The sequence below is a fragment of the Colwellia sp. MEBiC06753 genome, assembly GCF_053470325.1.
In genome coordinates, this window is record NZ_JBQMTM010000024.1 from 1 (window position 1) to 19187 (window position 19187).

Genomic DNA, 19187 nt, shown 5'->3' on the forward strand with positions numbered 1-19187 from the left:
TGAATAATGACTAGCTCTGCACACTCACGTTTAAATTCTGCTGTTAATGTTTTCTTTGGCATTTTGACCTCGTTAGTTAATGTAATTTTACCTCTAACGAAGTCTCTAGTTAAATCATACCGTTACAGTCACAATGTATTTAAGAAAACACGTACCTTGTTAGATACGTTAGAGTCAATCAAATCAGAGGATTCATGGAAAGCTGGCGAACAGCTAGTACTGATTTAATACAACATCATTTTCAACGAACTAAAGCTTGAATGTAATAACTGAAGTGTTATATTTGAAGAACAAACGTTGGAGATTTTATGGCTAGATCAGATAAAAAAGATACGCTGATAAACTATAACCAAGATGTTGGTAAGGCATACCATATATCAAAAAATGGCGTTATAAATGTTGACTTGCACGATCAGAATTTTAAAGCTGAATTCATGAAACAGCTTCGAAAAATAAAACAAAAACGCGAAGAGTTAACAGTGAAGTTTAAGGAAGGTGAAGTAGAAATAGCGCAATAATCGAAAGGGAATTCTTTTAATAATGATAGCTATTCTAGTTATTTTCATTCTTGTATCTGGCTACATATATTCCAACAGACACCTACCATCAAGATATAAAATGGCAAAATCAGATGGGTGGGATCTGTACTTCCAAGTCGCTAAACGAGGAACTGAAATTACCTTAATTTCAGTAGGCATTTGTTTATTAATAGACATGACAGATATCGTTGGAAATGTCTTAAAAAGTTGCTTTGGGTTAATGTATAATGTTGACTTCAAACAGCTTCCTATCTCACATCATCAACTGAAATTATTATTAATAGGTATCTTTACAATTATCTTGTCTTATCTCTTTGCAGCTTTTAGCTCACGAGGATATGGCGATTCGAAAAACAAATTTATCTTATTGCGAAAAGTTGTAGCTGATAACCCATTAGAGTTTTTCATAATAGATGCGACTCTTACTTTTGTTGACAATGATCAGGATTCAAGAGTTGTATGTATTTCACTATCATCGGGCAAAGTGTATATAGGCTTTTGTGTAGGAGGAAATAACGTAACTCACGGGAACTTGGAACACATTAAAATAATCCCCATTAGAAGTGGTTATCGAGATAAAAATGATCAAGAATTAAAGGTAAAAAATAATTATGAAGAATATTATCTTGATCAAGAAGATGTTGATATAAATGAGTTTGTAATCGTCATACCTACATCCGAGATAATTTCATACCAAAACTTTGATCTTGCCGCATATGAAGCTATACAGCCCCCTACCATAATAGACCAAGAGAAATCCCAAATATTCAGAAGACCTGAAAATTATTCTTAAATAATAGAATTGACTCATTCTCGGATAATGTGACTGAAAATTGGAAAAATCGGATTTTTAGCTTTGCTACATACCACAGTTAGAAAGCCTCGACAGATGAGGCTCTCTCAAGCATTACGACTGGTCACACTCTCGCCTAATAAATCTAACCACAATTGCGTCAGGATGCCATGTAAAAAAATTTCAAAAAAATTAGAGTAACTACTTTACAATTATTGAGTAGTTACTCTATAATTCATCCTGTTCCTTGTGAACGCCTGTTGTAATAATTTGAAATTCTAGCTTTCCCCATAGCTAAATCCACCGCGGATACATTGTATCGGCGGTTTTTTTTGCCTGAAATTTAGTGCGTTGAACTAATTGAACTGAATTTTTAGTGCAGAGTGCTGAATATTTACTGAGGTGGGAAGAAGCAGCGATTAATTCGCTACTTCGTCAATTTGTTCATCGCTTGGAGTAATAAACCAATCACAAATCACTTGATTAGCTTGCGCTAAGCCAGTTTTTTTCAGTGATGAAAACGCTTGAACTTTAATATCACCACCTAAAGGTTTTAATGCCTTTTTCACATTTAAAACTTCTGCACTGGCTTTCCCCTGCGATAATTTATCTGACTTAGTCAGTAGCGCCAAAACTGGCAATTCAGAGTCAACGGCCCACTCGATTAAATCTTTATCGAGATCTTTTAACGGATGACGGATGTCCATTAATACTACTAAGCCTTTTAAACAGTCACGCATTTCTAAATATTCGCCCAGCGCTTTTTGCCATTTCTTTTTCATTTCCAGTGGTACTTTGGCAAAACCATAGCCGGGTAGATCGATTAATCGCTTGTTTTCGGCAATTTCAAACACGTTTATAAGTTGAGTGCGACCTGGTGTTTTACTGGTACGTGCTAAACTTTTTTGATTAGTTAAAGTATTTAATGCGCTTGATTTTCCTGCATTTGAGCGGCCAGCAAACGCTACCTCTATACCAATGTCTTCTGGTAGACGACGAATATCAGGGGCACTAATGGTAAATTTGGCTAGATTTAAGTTTATAGTTTGCTCAGACACAATAGTTTTTCCAAAGTTAATATCGCGCCATTATAGCGTCTTTTTCATTATTTCTGGCAGATAATTGCAAGAATAACCTGATTTTTTATAGGTTTTTATGTGCTAGGCTGTTACACAAAGAAAATATTCGTGTAAAATATTGCGATTAATTAAGTAACCAAGTTTATTGATTGCCGTACGTTGGGTAGTGGCAAAAGTAAATTAAATAAAAATAAGCAGAGATCATTCGATGAAAAAAGTTATCGTATCACTTGTTTTGGGTTTAGGCGTGCTTGCAAATGCGAATGCACAAGGCGACGCTGAAGCGGGTAAAGCAAAAGCTGCAACATGTGCCGCTTGTCATGGTGCAACAGGTCATAGTGCGGTAGACACTTACCCTAACTTAGCGGGTCAACATGCTGATTATATTGTTAAACAATTAAAAGCGTTTAAAGATGGCTCTACTCGTAATGATCCGGTAATGGCGCCAATGGCGGCGGCATTATCAGAGCAAGATATGCAAGATGTTGCGGCATATTATGCTAGTCAACCACGTGTAGCTGGTGGCGAATCGGCAGACGGTGGCTCTGCGCCAGCAGCTGCAGCGCCAGTTGCTATTGTTGGTGATGCAGCAGCGGGCAAGTACTTATATGAAAATGGCGATGAAGCTCGTGCCATTGGTGCCTGTATTGGTTGTCATGGTGCTAAAGGTAACAGTGACGTATTAATTTACCCTAATCTTGCAAAGCAGCACCCAGAATATATTGAAAAGCAATTAAAGAACTTCAAAAACGGTGATCGCCAAAACGCAGCAATGAATAACTTTGCTGAGCCATTAACCGAACAAGAAATTGCTGACTTAGGCGCTTACTTTAAAGATCCAGACTCAGTAGCTGATATTGTTGCAGTGAAAACCAAGGCTACGGTTAAAGTTGCGGGTGATGTTGAAGCAGGTAAGGCCTTATCAGCAACGTGTGCCGCATGTCACGGTGCAGACGGCAATGCTATGGTAACCATGTATCCTAAACTGGCGGGTCAACATGAAGGTTACTTGTTAAAGCAATTACAAGAATTTAAATCTGGTGCGCGTGATAATGCTGTGATGGCGCCAATGGTTGCAGCCTTATCAGAAGATGACATGAAAAACTTAGCGGCTTACTTTGCTAGCCAAACTACAGCTAAGCTACCAGCAGCGGATTCTGTGAATAATGCTGGTAAAGCAATATTCTTCGGCGGTATTCCTGCTAAAGGTGTTACTGCTTGTGCTGCTTGTCATAGCCCGTCGGGTCAAGGTATGGCCAATGCCCGCTTCCCGAGCTTAGTCAATCAACACCCTGATTATGTGAAGTCGCAGTTAGAGCAATTCCGTAGTGCTGGTCGTGCAAATGATATGAACGGTATGATGCGTGATGTCGCGGTTAAGCTTTCAGATAAAGAAATTGCTGATGTAGCTGCATTTATTGCAACATTAAAGTAATTACATAAAACCCTTAAAAAGCAGCTATATGCTGCTTTTTTATACCTAAAATTCGTGGATATTTGGCTTAAAGCCTCTTACACTGTCTATTAAGTGTTCACTACTTAGAGTTAAATAATTGAAGTCAGTTGACCCTCTTGATGACTTAATCGTATGTCCGTTTTGTGATGACGTTTCTCAACGTATACCCCTAAAAGCTGGGCATAAAGCTTTGTGCGCCTGTTGTGGTGAGGCACTTTATGAGCGCAGGAAAAATACTATTGAGCGCACGCTGGCAATCTCTATTGGCGGTTTATTGCTGATAATTCCCGTGTTAATTTTGCCTATTATAGGGGTAGGTATCGCCGGAAATTATAATGAAGCTTCGTTAATCGATTGTATTGTGTTAATGATTAATAATAAGTTTTATGTAATAGCCTTTAGCGTCTTTATGTTTACCATTGCCTTGCCTGTGGTCAAGCTGTTTTCATTATTCTATATTTCGTTCGCTCTATTTACCGACAACATCACGCCTTCCCTACTCAAATTTTTTCGCTCCTATCATCAACTGGAAAGTTGGGCCATGGTTCATGTATTTTTCCTTGGTGTTGTTATCTCTATGTATAAGTTATTTGAGCTAGCAGACCTAACTGTGGGTGTTGGTTTGATTAGTTTATTGATGCTTCTACTTTGCAGCACTTTGGTTTCAGTGACATTAGATCATCACTATGTATGGCACAAAATGGAGCAAGCTGTTAATGCCTAGTGGTATTTCTATGGGCTTAGGTTGCTGCCCGTGTTGTCATAAAACGGTGGATATGGAAAAGTATGCTCATTGCTGCCCACGTTGCCATAAAACCTTTGATTATCGAAAGGCTGATAGTTTACAACGGACGTTTGCATGGACTTGTGCGGCATTGGTTATGCTGATCCCCGCTAACATTTATCCAATGATGATTTTTTATATTCTCGGTAAGCCCGATGCGTCAAATATATTAGAGGGTTTATTTACCCTAATAGATTTAGGCATGTACCCAGTCGCGTTTATTATTTTTATCGCCAGCTTTATTGTACCGCTCAGTAAAATTGCCGGCTTATTTGTTTTAATGTACCACATGAAATGGGGTACAAATTTAACGACCAGGCAGCTGACTAAAATCTATAACGCCATTGAGTTTTTTGGCCCTTGGTCGATGCTGGACGTGTTTGTTGTAACTATTATGGCAACCGTAGTCAAACTAGGTTTTTTTACCTCAATTGAAGCCGCACATGGCGTGACGTTTTTTGCACTAATGGTAGTAACAACTATGGTGGCTGCAGAACAAATTGATACTCGACTCTTACTGGAAAAATCCACAACACAATAATAACTTTAAGGCAATTCTACATGGAAAAGGATACAAATACGCTTTCAACACCTATTGTAAAACCGCGCAAAGGTATTCCAGCGGTGTGGCTTGTGCCAGTTATTGCTGTGGTATTTGGTGCATGGTTGATTATTAAAACCGTTGCGGAGCGTGGTGTGTTTATCGATATTCGCTTTGATAATGCAAATGGTATTGTCGCCGGTAAAACTGAAATCCGTTATAAAGGACTAACGCTAGGTGTGGTCAAAACTATTAATACAACCGACGATCTGCAGGGTGTAGTTATAGAAGCTGAAATTATCAAAGAGGCTAAAGACACGTTAACTGAAAATACGAAGTTTTGGTATGTGACCGCAGATGTGTCATTAAGTGGTATTAAAGGCATAGATACGTTACTTTCGGGAAGTTATATTAATATGCTCCCCGATATTGATGCCGATGGTCAGCCGCAACGAGAATTTGTAGCTTTAAAAGAAGAGCCGATGCTAGATCAATTGGTACCGGGCTTACATTTAACATTGACCGCAGATTCTCTGGGTTCATTAGTCAAAGATTCACCGGTTAGTTACAAAGAGATTAATGTTGGGCATGTCTCTGGATATGACTATGATAAACAAGGAAATAATGTCGATATTTATGTTTTAATCGAGCCTGAGTATGCCGACTTAGTGAAAGGAAATACGCGATTCTATAATGCCAGTGGCTTAACAGTGACCGGGTCATTAACTACAGGTATCAACGTACATGCAGAATCGTTTGCCTCGCTTATTTCCGGGGGCATTGCCTTTGATACCTTAGATTATCAAGCAAGCAAACCGTCAGCAGAAAATGGCGATAAATTTCAATTACATGCAAACTTTCAGGATGCTGAGTTAGGGAAAACCATTAGTTTAGATCTAGATTGGGACTCTTCAATCGATGTTGGTACGCCGATTGTTTATCAAGGCATTACATTAGGCAGATTAGATAGTTTTACGAAAATTGATCCCGCGACTAAAAAAATACAGGCATTGGCAAAAATTAACCCAAGGGTTGATCAATACCTTAACACTGAAACTCAATTTTACCTGATTAACCCAACCTTTGATTTAGGCGGAGTAACCAACCTTAATCGCATCATATCCGGCACTCAAATTGGCGTTAGTCCTGCGCTTGGCGGCGAACCCACCACACAATTTCGCTTGTATCATGATAAGCCACCATTGAAATATTCTGAGCCAGGTTTGCATATTCAGCTTACCTCTAGCCATGCTAACTCGATTGCTGTCGGCACCGAAATTTATTATCAACAGCAGTTAGTTGGTAAAGTTGAAGCTATTGAAAATACAGATGTTAATAACAATCTACTTTACGTTTTTATTGAGCCAGAATTTCAACAATTTGTACGAGAAGATAGCCGATTTTGGGATGCCTCTGGCATTAACATTAGCGGTGGGCTGCAAGACTTCAGTGTGCAAACTCACTCGATGCAGGCGTTGTTAAAAGGAGCGATAGCGTTTGATAAAGGCAGTTCAACTAAAGAAGTGGCGAGTAATGGTCAAAAATTTAGTTTGTTTCAAAATAAAAACACCGCGCAGCAACGGCTATCTTTTGAGATACTCTTACCATCGGCTAAAGGTGTAAAAGTTGGAACACGAATTTTATACCGAGGTGAAGTTGCTGGTGCGATTCATCAAATTAAACATATCGATGGTCAGGTAAAGTTAACTGCTGGGTTATTTCCTGAATTCGATTTTATGCTTAAACAAGGTAGCCAGTTTTGGTTAGTTGAAGCGAGTTTATCACTGGCCGGACTTAACGATACCGATGCATTATTTGGTGGTAATTATTTTTCGGTAAATGTCGGTAGTGGCGCGGCAACTGATCAATTTGTTGGTTACTTGTCTGCACCTAAAAAACCGTTAAATGCTGAAGGTTTACAAATTGCTATTAACGCTAGTGCTGGTGGTAGTTTAGCACCTTCTAGTCCTATTAGTTATCGCGGTATTACGGTTGGTCAGATAGATAACGTCGCCTTGGCACAGGATGGTAAACAGGTGTTAATTAATGCCACTATAGATGAAAAGCATCGCCATTTGATTGGCAATGATACGCGATTTTATCAGGCAGGTGGCGTAACCGTTATCGGTGGATTAGGGAATTTTAGTGTCAAAACAGAATCTGCTTCGACAATGTTGACCGGCGGCATCAGTTTTTATAATTCATCTTCGTTTGAGCAAGAGCAAGAGCAAGAAATTGAAGAAGGTACCTCGTTTAAGTTATATGAAAATTTACTTCAAGCACAAAATGCCGGCTTGGCGATCAAAGTAGAATTTGACGATGTGGGCAGCTTACATGCTGCAATGCCGGTGAAGTATCAACAGCAACAAGTAGGTATGGTCGAACGGTTAGTGTATCGCGAAGATGGTTATGGCGTTACCGCGATTATTTTATTAAATGAACAAGGTAAAAAGTTTGCAGTGGCAGGTAGTAAGTTCTGGCTAGCAACGCCTGAGCTTGGTTTAGTGGGAAGTCAAAATTTGGGGGCGATTTTAGATGGTGGCGTAGTTGCTGTTTTGCCAGGAAATGGCGAGCAACTAACAACGTTTCATGCTGAGCAGGTACCACCAGCGGTATCACGCTTGCCTTTTGGTCTTAATTTAACCCTGATCGCCGATACACTTGGCTCGGTGCGTGTGGGTAACCCCGTGCTTTATCGCCAAGTAAAAGTGGGTACAGTAATTGGTGTTGATTTGGCCGCGACTGCAGATAAGGTCAATATTTTTATTAATATTGCTGATCGTTATCGCAACTTGGTTTCACCTGACAGCCAATTTTGGAATAGTAGTGGCTTTTCTGTTGATGCCGGGATTTTCTCTGGGGTTCAAATTGATTCGGAGTCCATAGAAACCTTGTTATCTGGCGGCATTGCATTTGCCACGCCTGAAGAGTCTGATGCTGGTAAGGCTAATCAAGGGCAGCAATTTATTTTAAATTCAACGGTAGATGAAAGCTGGCAGCAATGGCAGCCTAAAATTGCTATCGGCCAGTAAGCACTGGCGCAACTAACAGCACTCTATTTTTTATTATGAGCTAAATGGTGAAACTAAAAAGTTCAGTACTTATTGAATGAGTAACGTAATGAAATTAATCAAATATTTTATATTAATACCGCTAATAATTAACGGTATGTTGGGGTCGATAGTAACCGCACAAGACTTCACCCAAAAATCAGCTCAAAATTGCGATCATAGTGAGCCACAGCACGATCAAGCGTTACACCAAGCTCAGCTTAGAGGTTCGTTAACGGCCGAAAGAATATGGTGGGATTTATTACATTATGAACTCGCTGTCGATGTTGATATGAATAATCGAAAAATATCTGGCACTAATACCATTCGCTACAAAGTATTAGATAACGCCAAGCAATTGCAAATTGAGTTGCAGCAGCCAATGGTGTTGGTCAGTGCGATGCAGAACAACCAATTATTAGCGATTCGCCAAGATGGTTATAGCTATTTTATCCAAACACAAATGCCTCAAGAGCTAGGTGAAACCTACACGCTTACTTTGGCCTTTGAAGGCACGCCACCAGTCGCTAAAAATGCACCATGGGACGGTGGTTTTAGTTGGGCTGAAGACGGTTCAGGCATGCCGTTTATCGCAACCTCAAATCAAGGAGAAGGCGCAAGTTTGTGGTGGCCGAATAAAGATCATGGCTATGATGAACCGGATGAAGGTGCGCTCATTCATGTTACCGTTGCTCAGCCGTTTGTTGCGGTTGCTAATGGTCGATTAATTGATGCCCTAGATATTGATGAAGGCACCGGCACTCAGTTCACTTGGCAGGTGGTTAACCCAATCAATAATTATGGTATCAATATTAACATTGGTGATTACGTTAATTTCAGTGAAAAGTATCAAGGAGAAGCCGGCGAACTGGACATGGAATACTATGTCTTACGTGAAAATGAAGAGCAGGCGAGAGCGCATTTTAAAGAGGCAAAGCGCACACTAGAAGCGTTTGAACATTGGTTTGGCCCATACCCGTTTTATCAAGACAGTTATAAGCTAGTGGAAGTGCCATATTTAGGTATGGAGCACCAAAGCTCGGTTACTTACGGTAATGGTTATCAAAATGGCTATAAAGGTCGCGATTTAAGTAATACCGGTTGGGGATTATTATGGGATTTTATTATTGTTCATGAATCTGGTCATGAATGGTTTGCTAATAGTATCACTGCAAAAGATGTCGCTGATTTGTGGATCCATGAAGGTTTTACTTCTTATTCGGAATCACTCTTTATTGAATATTTTTATGGTAAAGCAGCTGGGGCAGAATATGTGCGTGGTGTGCGTAAAGTCATCAAAAACGAGCGTCCCATTATTGGTCAATATATTCTCAACCAAGTAGGTTCAGGTGATATGTACCCGAAAGGTGCCAATATGTTGCATACCATTAGGCAGCTGGTTGCAGATGATGAAGCTTGGCGACAATTGTTACGAAAGCTTAACCAAACATTTTTTCATCAAGTGGTAACGACTGAACAAATCGAAGCTTTTATCAGTGAGCAAACCAAACTTGATTTAGGGTCAGTATTTGATCAATACCTGCGTGACGTGAGAGTGCCAATATTTGAATATATGGTGGTTGGTCATGAGCTGAGCTATCGCTGGAGTAATGTGGTTAGTGATTTTGCTATGCCGCTAGGTGTCAGCATTAATGGTAATAAACAACGATTAGCCCCAACTACAGATTGGCAAACGTTAGAAAACGCTGAGGCAATTATCGGGGTGAATATTGATGAAAATTATTATGTTGCGGCAATGGCTATTGCCTTGGTAGAGCATAATGACCCTAAAAGAAAAGGCGCTAACTAGCGCCTTTTCTCTGAATTCTATCATTGCTTATTTTAAGCTAGCATAGTATGCGGCTAAATTAGCAATATCAGCATCTGTTAATGGCATTGCCATTGGTGCCATTACCGGATCTTTACGGTTACCCGCTTTAAAATCATTTAATTGCTTAACAATGTATGCTTCTTTTTGACCAGCAAGGTTAGGGTACATAGGGATTGCTGATACACCTTCTGCGCCGTGACATGCTGCACAAACGGCTGCCTTTGCTTTACCTGCTTCAATATCTGCTGCAAATGCTGGCGCTGCCATCATTGCTGCTGCTGCAATAGCAAGAGTCATTTTTTTCATAATATCCATCTCTCTTTGATGATTAGAATTTTTATAAGCCTTTTAGATTATAGGGAAAAACAGCTAAGTTGTCGTTTATTTTTTAGTATTATATCGTTAAACATAATTAGGTCAGTGAAACTTATGCATAAGCCACTCACATTAAACTTCGATAATCACCTGATAAAACACTTGCCATTCTTAGTGAGCAAAGTTTCGCCAGCCCCATTAATCGGCTCACATTTGATCATTGCTAGTAAAGCACTTTTATCTGAATTAAATATTGATATTGAACAAACTCAGCAGCAAAAATTTATTGATATTTTTGCTGGTAAATATTTGCCCGAAGGTGGTTGCTTTCATGCGCAGGTCTATAGCGGCCATCAATTTGGACAGTATGTGCCGCAATTAGGCGATGGTCGTGCAATTAGTCTTGGGGAAATTAAAACTGCAGCTGGTAAGCGGTTAGATGTGCAATTAAAAGGTGCAGGTCAAACGCCGTATTCTAGGATGGGCGATGGTCGAGCAGTATTGCGCTCTTGTATTCGAGAGTTTTTAGCTAGTGAGGCGATGGCGGCCTTGAGCATACCGACAACGCGGGCGCTATGCATTATCGGCAGTGATCATGAAGTTTATCGCGAACAAGTGGAAAAGGGTGCGATGATGACGCGGGTAGCACAATGTTATATTCGCTTTGGTCATTTTGAGTACTGGTTTCATCAAGGAAAAATGGATGAGCTAAATCAGCTTGCTGACTATTGCTTAGCGCAGTATTTCCCAAACTGTTTACAGCAAGCGAATCCGCATTTGGCAATGCTAGAACAAATTGTTCACTCTACTGCCGAATTAATCGCAAAATGGCAGGTTTATGGTTTTGCCCATGGCGTGATGAATACCGACAATATGTCGATTCTAGGGTTAACCATAGATTATGGCCCATTCGGCTTTCTTGATGATTATCAACCACATTTTATTTGTAATCACTCAGATCATACTGGCCGATATGCTTTTGATCAGCAGCCGAGTATTGGTTTATGGAACTTAAATGCCTTGGCCATTACTTTTTCTAAGTGGTTAACGGCACAAGAGATTAGGCAAGTATTAGAACAATATGAACCCACGTTAATTAGCCATTACCTTTATTTAATGCAACAAAAATTGGGGTTAACTGAGTGGCGTGATAGTGATCATGCGTTGCTTGGAGAGTGGTTGAATTTAATGGCACAGCAAAAAGCGGATTACAGTTTAAGCTTTCGCTTATTAAATTTAGTGCAGTTAGATGATCAGGACAATGAACACTGTCAGGCGCTTTTGGCTTTGTTTAAAGACAAGACGCCAGTAATGCAATGGCTCGCAAAATATCGTACAAGATTAAGCGATAACGACTGTACTGATAAACTTCGAGTACAACTGCAAAATCAATATAATCCTAAGTTTATTTTACGTAACTATTTAGCGCAGCAAGCTATATCTCTGGCAGAACAAGGGGATTATGCCGAACTTGAACGGTTGCATAATATATTAACGCAACCATTTGCAGAGCAACCTGACCTAGAGCAATATGCGCAGCAAGCACCTGATTGGGGTAAGTCATTGGAGATTTCATGCAGCAGTTAGCTATCAACCAAATTCAACGAAATGAGGACAATATCGCGATAGTCTTTAATCAGGAGTTTGATACTGATGATTTAACTAATGTGGCGTATTGGCTATTAGAATTGTTACCTACAATACAACTTATAGAAACGATATCAGGTGCCGATCGCGCGAACTTTAGGTTGATCTATCAGCAAGTGAATGTGGTCATGAACTTAGATGTTTGTAGTCAGTCATGCTGGCTTGAAGCTGAAATTCCTAGCGAGTCTGATGTACTTTCTACGATTTTTCTCGTGTTAACGAGCAATAAAAGCAATGGATAAAATATTAGTAAGTGCATGCTTACTTGGCGCTAAGGTTAGGTATGATGGACAAGCTAAACCTTTGCTTAATCGTAAGTTAACGCGCTGGCAGCAACAAGGTCGCTTAATTACAGTGTGCCCAGAAGTCGCTGGTGGTTTATCGATACCCAGAGAGCCCGCAGAATTGCAGGCTAATGGTTTGGTTATTACAACTAATGGTGCGAATGTTACAGCTGCTTTTATTCAAGGTGCACAACATGCATTGCATCTTTGCCAACGTCATCAAATTCGCTATGCCTTACTAAAAGAATCGAGTCCGTCATGTGGCAGCCAGTGGCGATACGACGGTAACTTTTCAGGTCAAAAAATAGCAGGACAAGGATTAACCGCAGAATTATTGATAAAACATGGTATTGCCGTGTTTTCTGAAGAAAACATTGAACAGCTAATTGAGTTGATTGACGACTAATTAAACGCTAACAGGGATTTTGGTCGTGAGTATTTCGTAGGTGCTTAGGCGACAGCGACTTGATTTCGGCCACTGGTTTGGGCGTGGAATAAAGCTCTTCTCGTTCGTGATACTAAACTGTTTAGTGACTCGCGCTGCTGAAATTCACTGACACCAAGTGATATGGTTAGTTGCGGCAACCTTACACCCGACTTACTGCTAATAAAGCGAATTTTTTCAACACCTTGTCTAATTTTTTCTGCAACTTCACCCGCAATTGATGCTTCAACATCTGGCATTAAAATTAAAAATTCTTCATTGCCTGTACGCACCGGTAAACCACTTTCGCCAACATAATTACTCACTTTATTGGCAATTTTTGACAAGATCACTTCGCCTATTAATGAGCCAAACTTTTCACTAAATTCTTTGAAATGGTCAACATTGACCACTACGGCGGCAATTTGCTTCTCAGGTTGGGCTTCTATCCAAGCGTCAAAATGCTTATTTAATGCTTTTTTGTTGTATAAGCGAGTAATAGGGTCTAGGTAAATTTCATTGCGCGCTGCTTGAAACTCTTGTGTAAGCAAGCTGGCTTGGTTTTGTGAAGCCTGTAGCTCACTTACTAGTGCCTGTTGCTGTTGTTTAAAGTGTAATGCTGCAGCTTTCAGTTGTTTTATTGCTTGCTGTTGAACAGGGTCGCTACTGACAATATTGGCAATACTATTATCAACTTGCTCTAAAAATTTTCGGCTACTTTTTGTCGATTTTAGGCAGGTGTCTTTAACGTCGGCTGTAACTTTCTCGACATCATCAAAAATTTCATCACGAAACTCACTTTTACCTAATACAAATTGCTCATAAAGTTCTTCAATAATAAAGTTATCTAAACTTTTATGGCTAAATAAGTGTTGATCGATTTTTGTGCGCAGCGGTGTATTTTTTTCACTGATATATTCGTAGCTAATTGCGTAATTTATTGGCGTAGCCGCTAGCTGCCACTGAGCAAGTTGCTTCAGCGTTTTAGCCAGTTTAATTTCTGCTTGCTTCATTGAATCATGATGCTTCAATGATTCACTCCATAAAAACGTAATTACTTGCCCATTCTGTCTAAAAATGCTGGAAAGTGCTAGCTTTGTCTGTAATTTTTGACAGATAAGTCGCACAAATTCGTGCAAATGCATAAATTCTCATCAAATTGTTGGAATATATCTAGCTAAATTCACTTGCTAGACAGTAATTAATTAGCCCCATTAAAGCTCATGTTATTGCCATGAATGGCACAAATTACAAGATAAGGTGTAGCGAAATAGTGATTGATACCTGTTAATGTTAATTTATCAAAATAACAAGGGTGCAAGCCTTTAAATAATAATGAAAATGCCGGAAGGTTTTATGAAATATATAAGTTTATTGTTTGTTTTACTGCTTAGTGCATGTAGTCAAAATGGTATGCAAAGTCAGTCCAAAGTCGATGTTAACCAAGCGCTAACTAAGGTTATTGAGCGTTATCATCAGTACGAAGAGCAAAGTAGCCCATTTAATAAGCCTGAAGTCGGTGGTAATAATGCAAAGTTGCCAGACTTAAGCGCTGAATCCTTAGCCGCGAATCATGAAAAGTTAAAAGTGATTTATGCCGATGTTATCGCGATTGATCCAGATAAGTTAGACAATGCTAATAAAATTAACTGGTCGGTTTTGGAATACCGCATTAAAAATCAATTAGATAGCTACGTATATAAAGATCATTTGATGCCGATTACCGCTGAATCAGGTTTTCACGCTTACATAAGCTTTTTACCTCGAATGGTCTCATTTAAAACAGCGCAAGATTATCAAGATTATTTAAGCCGATTAAATCAATTACCAGGTTATTTTGATCAACAAACCAATTGGATGAAACAGGGATTAGCACAAGGTTATACCCAGCCTAAAGTTGTGTTAACAGGCTTTGAAGATTCAATTAAGGCATTTATTAAAGATGATGTGACTGCTAGCGTTTATTATCAGCCATTTAAAGCTATGCCCAAGCACATTTCCCAACAGCAGCAAGCTGAGTTACAGCAACAAGCGCAAGAAATTATCAAACAAAAGATATTCCCTACTTATCAACGCTTTTACGACTTTATGGTAGAGACTTATATGCCAAATGCTAGTCAGGATATTGCGGCAAGTAGTTTACCAAATGGCAGTGAGTATTATGAAAATCGCGTTAAGCACTTTACTACATTGAATATGACAGCTGATGAAGTACACAACATCGGCTTAAGTGAAGTTAAACGTATTCGCGCTGAGATGCAGGCGATAATCGATAAGCTGGAATTTGAAGGTAGCTTTGCTGACTTTGTCGAATTTTTACGTACCGATCCGCAGTTCTATGCAAAAACGCCAGAAGGGTTATTAAAAGAAGCGTCATTCATAGCTAAGAAAATGGATGCAAAACTGCCAAGCTTATTTAAAACCTTACCGCGTACGCCTTATGGCATAATCGAAGTGCCAGCTAATATTGCACCTAAATATACCACTGGCCGCTATTCAGGTCCGTCACGCGATGACGAGCCGGGCAATTACTGGGTAAATACTTACCGATTAGATCGCCGCCCATTATATGTGCTTGAAGCATTAACCTTACATGAAGCGGTTCCGGGTCATCATTTACAAGGTTCAATTGCCCGTGAAATGCAAGATGTTCCAAAATTTAGAAATAACACCTACATTTCTGCCTTTGGTGAAGGCTGGGGCTTATATTCTGAGTTTTTAGGTATTGAAGCGGGTTTCTATCAAGATCCTTATAGCGATTTTGGCCGATTAACTTATGAAATGTGGCGAGCATGTCGATTAGTGGTTGATACTGGTATGCACGCGAAAGGTTGGACGCGTGACCAAGCGATGGATTTTTTAGCTAGCAATACGGCATTGTCACTACACAATGTAACAACTGAAATTGACCGTTATATTTCATGGCCAGGACAAGCGCTTTCTTACAAAATTGGCGAGTTAACTATTAAGCGCTTACGTAATGAAGCTGAGCAAGCGTTAGGCGCTGATTTTGACAAGCGAGAGTTTCATGATCGCATCTTAGAAAACGGTTCAATGCCGTTATCTATGCTAGAAACGCTTATTCGTCAGTACATTGCTGATAAAAAAGCTAAATTAGCCGCTAACTAAAATGATCATGGGGTAGGTAGTACTATGGAGCTATCTACCCATTCAATCCATTATGATAGTTCAAAAAGGCTAGCTAAAATTTTTTAATGTGAAGAAATAACGTTTTGGAAAAACTATAAACTGCTAGTGAAATACTAACTTAGAACAAGGTAAAGGAGGACACGCAAAGTACCGGAGGATTTTAGGTATGCATAAAACACCCTATAAAGATAAGCCCCCACTGTATCTAAATTTGGCAGTTCCGCTGTCCTAGGTTTCCCCTTAGACCGGTAACTTTGCGTCTCTAGCTTTCACTAGATTTGCCTTTACGAGCTTAGTCACTCAAGTGCATTATAGTTCAAAGCAATCGCTTGTAAACCTTTTAATTTGGTGCTTATCAAATCAACAAGGTAGAATGAGCAGTGTTATTGATTTTTAAACTAAAAAAATAAGGCATTACATCGGGTGAACATTGTCTCTGTACTCAAACTGCCAATCATCTGTACAGTTTTGCTATTGGCTTCGACCATAGCTCAGGCCCAGCAAACACGTGAAGTCGTGGTCAATAATATTGATCGTATCAATACTCTTTACGATCAAGATAAAGAAACATTGCCATACGATGCGATTGTTGGATTATCAACAGAAGTTGTACAGTTTCGCCAGCAATACCCTAATGAAGTTATCGCGAAAGCGTATTCACTCATGGCTGAAGTGGCTAATCGTAAAGGTGACGCCGCTAGAGCTTTTCAATTTGCCGTTGACGGACTCACGTATCAACCGCTACCAACCGAGTTACAGTTAAATTTAGAATTAAAATTAGCTGCCGGCTATTTTGTTAAAGGTAAATATCATAACGTTTTTCATTTTGTCGACCAGGCATTAGTTCGCGCTAAAGAAGAAGGCTTAGTTAAATATCAGTTGCTTGCGTTAAGTTTTCGATCTATGGCAAACGCGCTTTTGGGTAAAAATCAAATAGCGAGTGATGATTTACAAGCGGCTAAATCATTAATTGAGCTTAATCAACAATATGCTGATCATTTAGGGTTATTAGAAATTATTGCTATTTCCTACCACTATTTGGGGGAATATCAAATTGCAATGGACATGAATGAGCGAATTTTAAAATTACGCTTTTCCATGAACAAATATAATGGCATTGATCGCACTTATTATAATTTGGCCAGAGCTTACCGTGAAATTGGACGCTTAGATGATGCATATAATGCTTATTGGGAAGTAAAGAAAATATCTGAGCAAAATAATTGGACGATAAAGCGCGCTTACGCTGAATTAGGGTTGGGCCAAGTGCTGTTAGACCAAGAAGATTATGACAATGCGTATTTAGCTCTAGTTGAAGCGGAAAATTCTTTTAAAGGACAAAACTTAAACAAGCCGTATTTGACCACATTAATTGCTTTTGCCAAAGCAAGTTTTGCCACTAATCGCGAAGCATTTGGTAATCATTTACTGGCCTTGGCTGAAGGTTTAGTCGATATTACTGAAGTTGATCGCCAACAAATTGAATTATTTTTAATGTTGGCCAAACGTTATAAGGCTGAAGGAAATATTGAAAAAGCATTTTTAATGCTAAATCAGTATGTTGATTTACGTAACCAATTTAATTTGGGCAATACCACTGATGGCTCCGCTAAAACGAAGCAATTACCGGTGGAAGAAACCAATAAAGAGCTAGCATTAAACTTAGCGGAAAGTTATGAGGTACATGCAGAGTTCAATGAAAAACTTCAGCGCTTACAAATGTTAGCGGATATTTTGACTTTATTGCTAATGATTGCAGTATTTATCATTGTTATTCAGTGGTTTAACTATCGTTCAAAGAAGCAGCATTATACTTATGAACAACTTGAGCGCCCGGCTCATTTTTTAGCGACTCCAGCGCAAACTAAATATATTTATCATCGCGCCTTTAAAAAAGCACGGAAATATCAATACCCGTTAACTGTTGGTTACCTAACCGTGAGTAATTGGCAGGACTTAACCTATACCTTTAATAAAAAAATAGTGAATGAGGTCAGCAAAACTATTGCGACGTTGATTAATGAACATTTAGGTGAATTTGATCAAACAGGCCAAATTAATGATGGTGAATATTTGGTGCTGTATCCTCATCAAACGAAAGCTGAAGCAAAGCTAGTATTTGAAAAGTTAATAGATGCACTTAAGGTAAGATTTTTTGCCAATTTAGGTGAGTTTTCGGTTAATATACGCTTTTCTTTAGACACACCTGCAGTTCAGGATATTGACCCTTATATTTTCCTCTCTCGCTTAAGTGATGTCTCTTAAATTGAATAGGTAATTCTGTTTTGATGGTATTAGTATTAATAGTTGCCGCGATATTTGTTGTAGTCAGCATTTATTTTTACTTTCGTTCTGAACGTTTGCAACATGAGCTTGTTGGTCAACGTCGTGAAACTGCACAAATGCGCAAAGAAAACCGACTCTTTGCTGATATATTTGCTGTAGTTGCGGCAAAACAAGAAGAGTTTCTTGAATTTCGGTTTAATAAACTAAAAGAGCGTGCTGAAAAATCGGCACCAACGGTTGTGAGTGATTTAACCTTAATTAGCCCACTAATCACCAATTACGCGACAATCTTTCGAGCCTGCGCTTCAGGAAAAACCCAATTAAAAACGATTAGTGAGCAATGTTTAGAAAGCTACCGCGTTGGTTCTTTTAAAGAATTCCAGCGATTTATCTCTGGACAAGAAAAATATATCAAGCGCATGTGGGCCAACAATAATCTAAATGGCTATATGTCTATGATTGAAGCACTGCTAACAGAGAAACAAAAAGAATTAGCCAGAATCAATCAAGCGAATAAAGCAAACAATGACATTATGGCGGACTTTAAAAAGTTCTAAAAAGGATTTAATGATCCGCTGGGAAGGGGTAAATAAGAAATAAGCGCCGATCCATCGGCATTCTTTATTTTACAAAACTAGTCGTTAATACAACTAGCGAATTGCAATATGTGGTGAAGTATCTATTTCACCATCACCAGAAATAGTGGCTGGTTTACCTTCACAAAGCAAAATTGCTAAGCTACCTGCGCTGCTATTTCTAATAAATGCTAAGTTATAGCCAAATTGCAATAAACTGCTTGCAGCAAATTTTTGAGCCAAAGTTAAATTTTCCCATAGGGTAGATTGCACTTGCTCTTGCTGTCTTCGCTCTAATAGCACTTCTCTTTCAGATAATGCTTGCATTGTTAGCCTCTTAAAATAACAAATAATTTTGTATAAATTATCGCCTGAGTAGAACACTATATTACTACGTAGAATTTTTCAATAAAGATCGAAAAAATCTTTTAAA

17 protein-coding genes and 1 riboswitch are annotated in these 19187 nt (G+C 39.1%); of the genes, 13 read left to right on the forward strand and 4 right to left on the reverse strand.

The features are described 5' to 3' along the window. Positions 1–308: 308 nt before the first annotated feature. Together ACOB82_RS15880 and ACOB82_RS15885 are read left to right on the forward strand one after the other, a co-directional pair. Positions 309–518: a hypothetical protein gene (locus ACOB82_RS15880; RefSeq protein ID WP_448213969.1), complete on the forward strand. Its 210-nt coding sequence runs from the start codon at positions 309–311 to the stop codon at positions 516–518. 100 nt (positions 519–618) lie between these two features. Continuing rightward, positions 619–1332 (forward strand): hypothetical protein, encoded by a 714-nt coding sequence (locus ACOB82_RS15885; RefSeq protein WP_448213970.1) that lies wholly within the window; start codon positions 619–621, stop codon positions 1330–1332. Between the two features lie 419 nt (positions 1333–1751). Here the strand turns inward: ACOB82_RS15885 and yihA are convergent, their stop codons facing one another. Next, positions 1752–2390, reverse strand: a complete 639-nt coding sequence (yihA, locus tag ACOB82_RS15890; protein WP_448213971.1) for a ribosome biogenesis GTP-binding protein YihA/YsxC — start codon at positions 2388–2390, stop codon at positions 1752–1754. Between the two features lie 229 nt (positions 2391–2619). Between yihA and ACOB82_RS15895 the strand changes: the two genes are divergently transcribed. From ACOB82_RS15895 to ACOB82_RS15915, 5 genes are all read left to right on the forward strand, one after another. After that, positions 2620–3846, forward strand: coding sequence for a c-type cytochrome (locus ACOB82_RS15895; protein ID WP_448213972.1), 1227 nt, complete (start codon positions 2620–2622; stop codon positions 3844–3846). Positions 3847–3964: 118 nt separating this feature from the next. Beyond that, positions 3965–4591 carry a paraquat-inducible protein A gene (locus ACOB82_RS15900; RefSeq protein WP_448213973.1) on the forward strand — a complete coding sequence of 209 codons (627 nt, stop codon included), beginning with the start codon at positions 3965–3967 and terminating at the stop codon, positions 4589–4591. Then, a complete protein-coding gene (locus tag ACOB82_RS15905) occupies positions 4584–5192 on the forward strand; it encodes a paraquat-inducible protein A (RefSeq protein ID WP_448213974.1) in 609 nt (202 codons plus the stop codon). Before ACOB82_RS15900 ends, ACOB82_RS15905 begins: the two co-directional genes overlap by 8 nt. Positions 5193–5212: 20 nt before the next feature. Next, entirely contained in the window at positions 5213–8224 is a 3012-nt protein-coding gene (locus tag ACOB82_RS15910) for an MlaD family protein (protein WP_448213975.1), read from the forward strand. Between the two features lie 88 nt (positions 8225–8312). Further along, entirely contained in the window at positions 8313–10052 is a 1740-nt protein-coding gene (locus ACOB82_RS15915; protein ID WP_448213976.1) for a M1 family metallopeptidase, read from the forward strand. 27 nt (positions 10053–10079) lie between these two features. Here the strand turns inward: ACOB82_RS15915 and ACOB82_RS15920 are convergent, their stop codons facing one another. After that, a complete protein-coding gene (locus ACOB82_RS15920) occupies positions 10080–10379 on the reverse strand; it encodes a c-type cytochrome (protein ID WP_448213977.1) in 300 nt (99 codons plus the stop codon). Between the two features lie 123 nt (positions 10380–10502). Here ACOB82_RS15920 and ACOB82_RS15925 point away from each other — a divergent pair, with 123 nt between their 5' ends. The 3 genes from ACOB82_RS15925 to ACOB82_RS15935 are packed head-to-tail and all read left to right on the forward strand — an operon-like array spanning position 10503 to position 12725. Continuing rightward, a complete protein-coding gene (locus ACOB82_RS15925; RefSeq protein WP_448213978.1) occupies positions 10503–11975 on the forward strand; it encodes a protein adenylyltransferase SelO in 1473 nt (490 codons plus the stop codon). Continuing rightward, positions 11963–12277 carry a DUF3630 family protein gene (locus ACOB82_RS15930; RefSeq protein WP_448213979.1) on the forward strand — a complete coding sequence of 105 codons (315 nt, stop codon included), beginning with the start codon at positions 11963–11965 and terminating at the stop codon, positions 12275–12277. Before ACOB82_RS15925 ends, ACOB82_RS15930 begins: the two co-directional genes overlap by 13 nt. Next, complete coding sequence (locus ACOB82_RS15935; protein WP_448213980.1) at positions 12270–12725, forward strand: DUF523 domain-containing protein; 456 nt, start codon at positions 12270–12272, stop codon at positions 12723–12725. Before ACOB82_RS15930 ends, ACOB82_RS15935 begins: the two co-directional genes overlap by 8 nt. A gap of 44 nt (positions 12726–12769) precedes the next feature. Here the strand turns inward: ACOB82_RS15935 and ACOB82_RS15940 are convergent, their stop codons facing one another. Then, the gene (locus ACOB82_RS15940) at positions 12770–13774 is read right to left on the reverse strand and encodes a GGDEF domain-containing protein (RefSeq protein WP_448213981.1); all 1005 of its coding nucleotides are present in this window, start codon (positions 13772–13774) and stop codon (positions 12770–12772) included. A gap of 325 nt (positions 13775–14099) precedes the next feature. Here ACOB82_RS15940 and ACOB82_RS15945 point away from each other — a divergent pair, with 325 nt between their 5' ends. The 3 genes from ACOB82_RS15945 (at position 14100) to ACOB82_RS15955 (ending at position 18736) form a co-directional block, all read left to right on the forward strand. Next, positions 14100–15872 (forward strand): DUF885 domain-containing protein, encoded by a 1773-nt coding sequence (locus tag ACOB82_RS15945; RefSeq protein ID WP_448213982.1) that lies wholly within the window; start codon positions 14100–14102, stop codon positions 15870–15872. Between the two features lie 231 nt (positions 15873–16103). Continuing rightward, positions 16104–16186: riboswitch (cyclic di-GMP riboswitch) on the reverse strand. Between the two features lie 130 nt (positions 16187–16316). Then, the gene (locus ACOB82_RS15950; RefSeq protein WP_448213983.1) at positions 16317–18158 is read left to right on the forward strand and encodes a tetratricopeptide repeat protein; all 1842 of its coding nucleotides are present in this window, start codon (positions 16317–16319) and stop codon (positions 18156–18158) included. A 23-nt stretch (positions 18159–18181) separates the two neighbouring features. Continuing rightward, entirely contained in the window at positions 18182–18736 is a 555-nt protein-coding gene (locus tag ACOB82_RS15955; protein WP_448213984.1) for a hypothetical protein, read from the forward strand. Positions 18737–18829: 93 nt separating this feature from the next. Here the strand turns inward: ACOB82_RS15955 and ACOB82_RS15960 are convergent, their stop codons facing one another. Beyond that, a complete protein-coding gene (locus tag ACOB82_RS15960) occupies positions 18830–19081 on the reverse strand; it encodes a hypothetical protein (protein ID WP_448213985.1) in 252 nt (83 codons plus the stop codon). Positions 19082–19187: the final 106 nt, after the last annotated feature.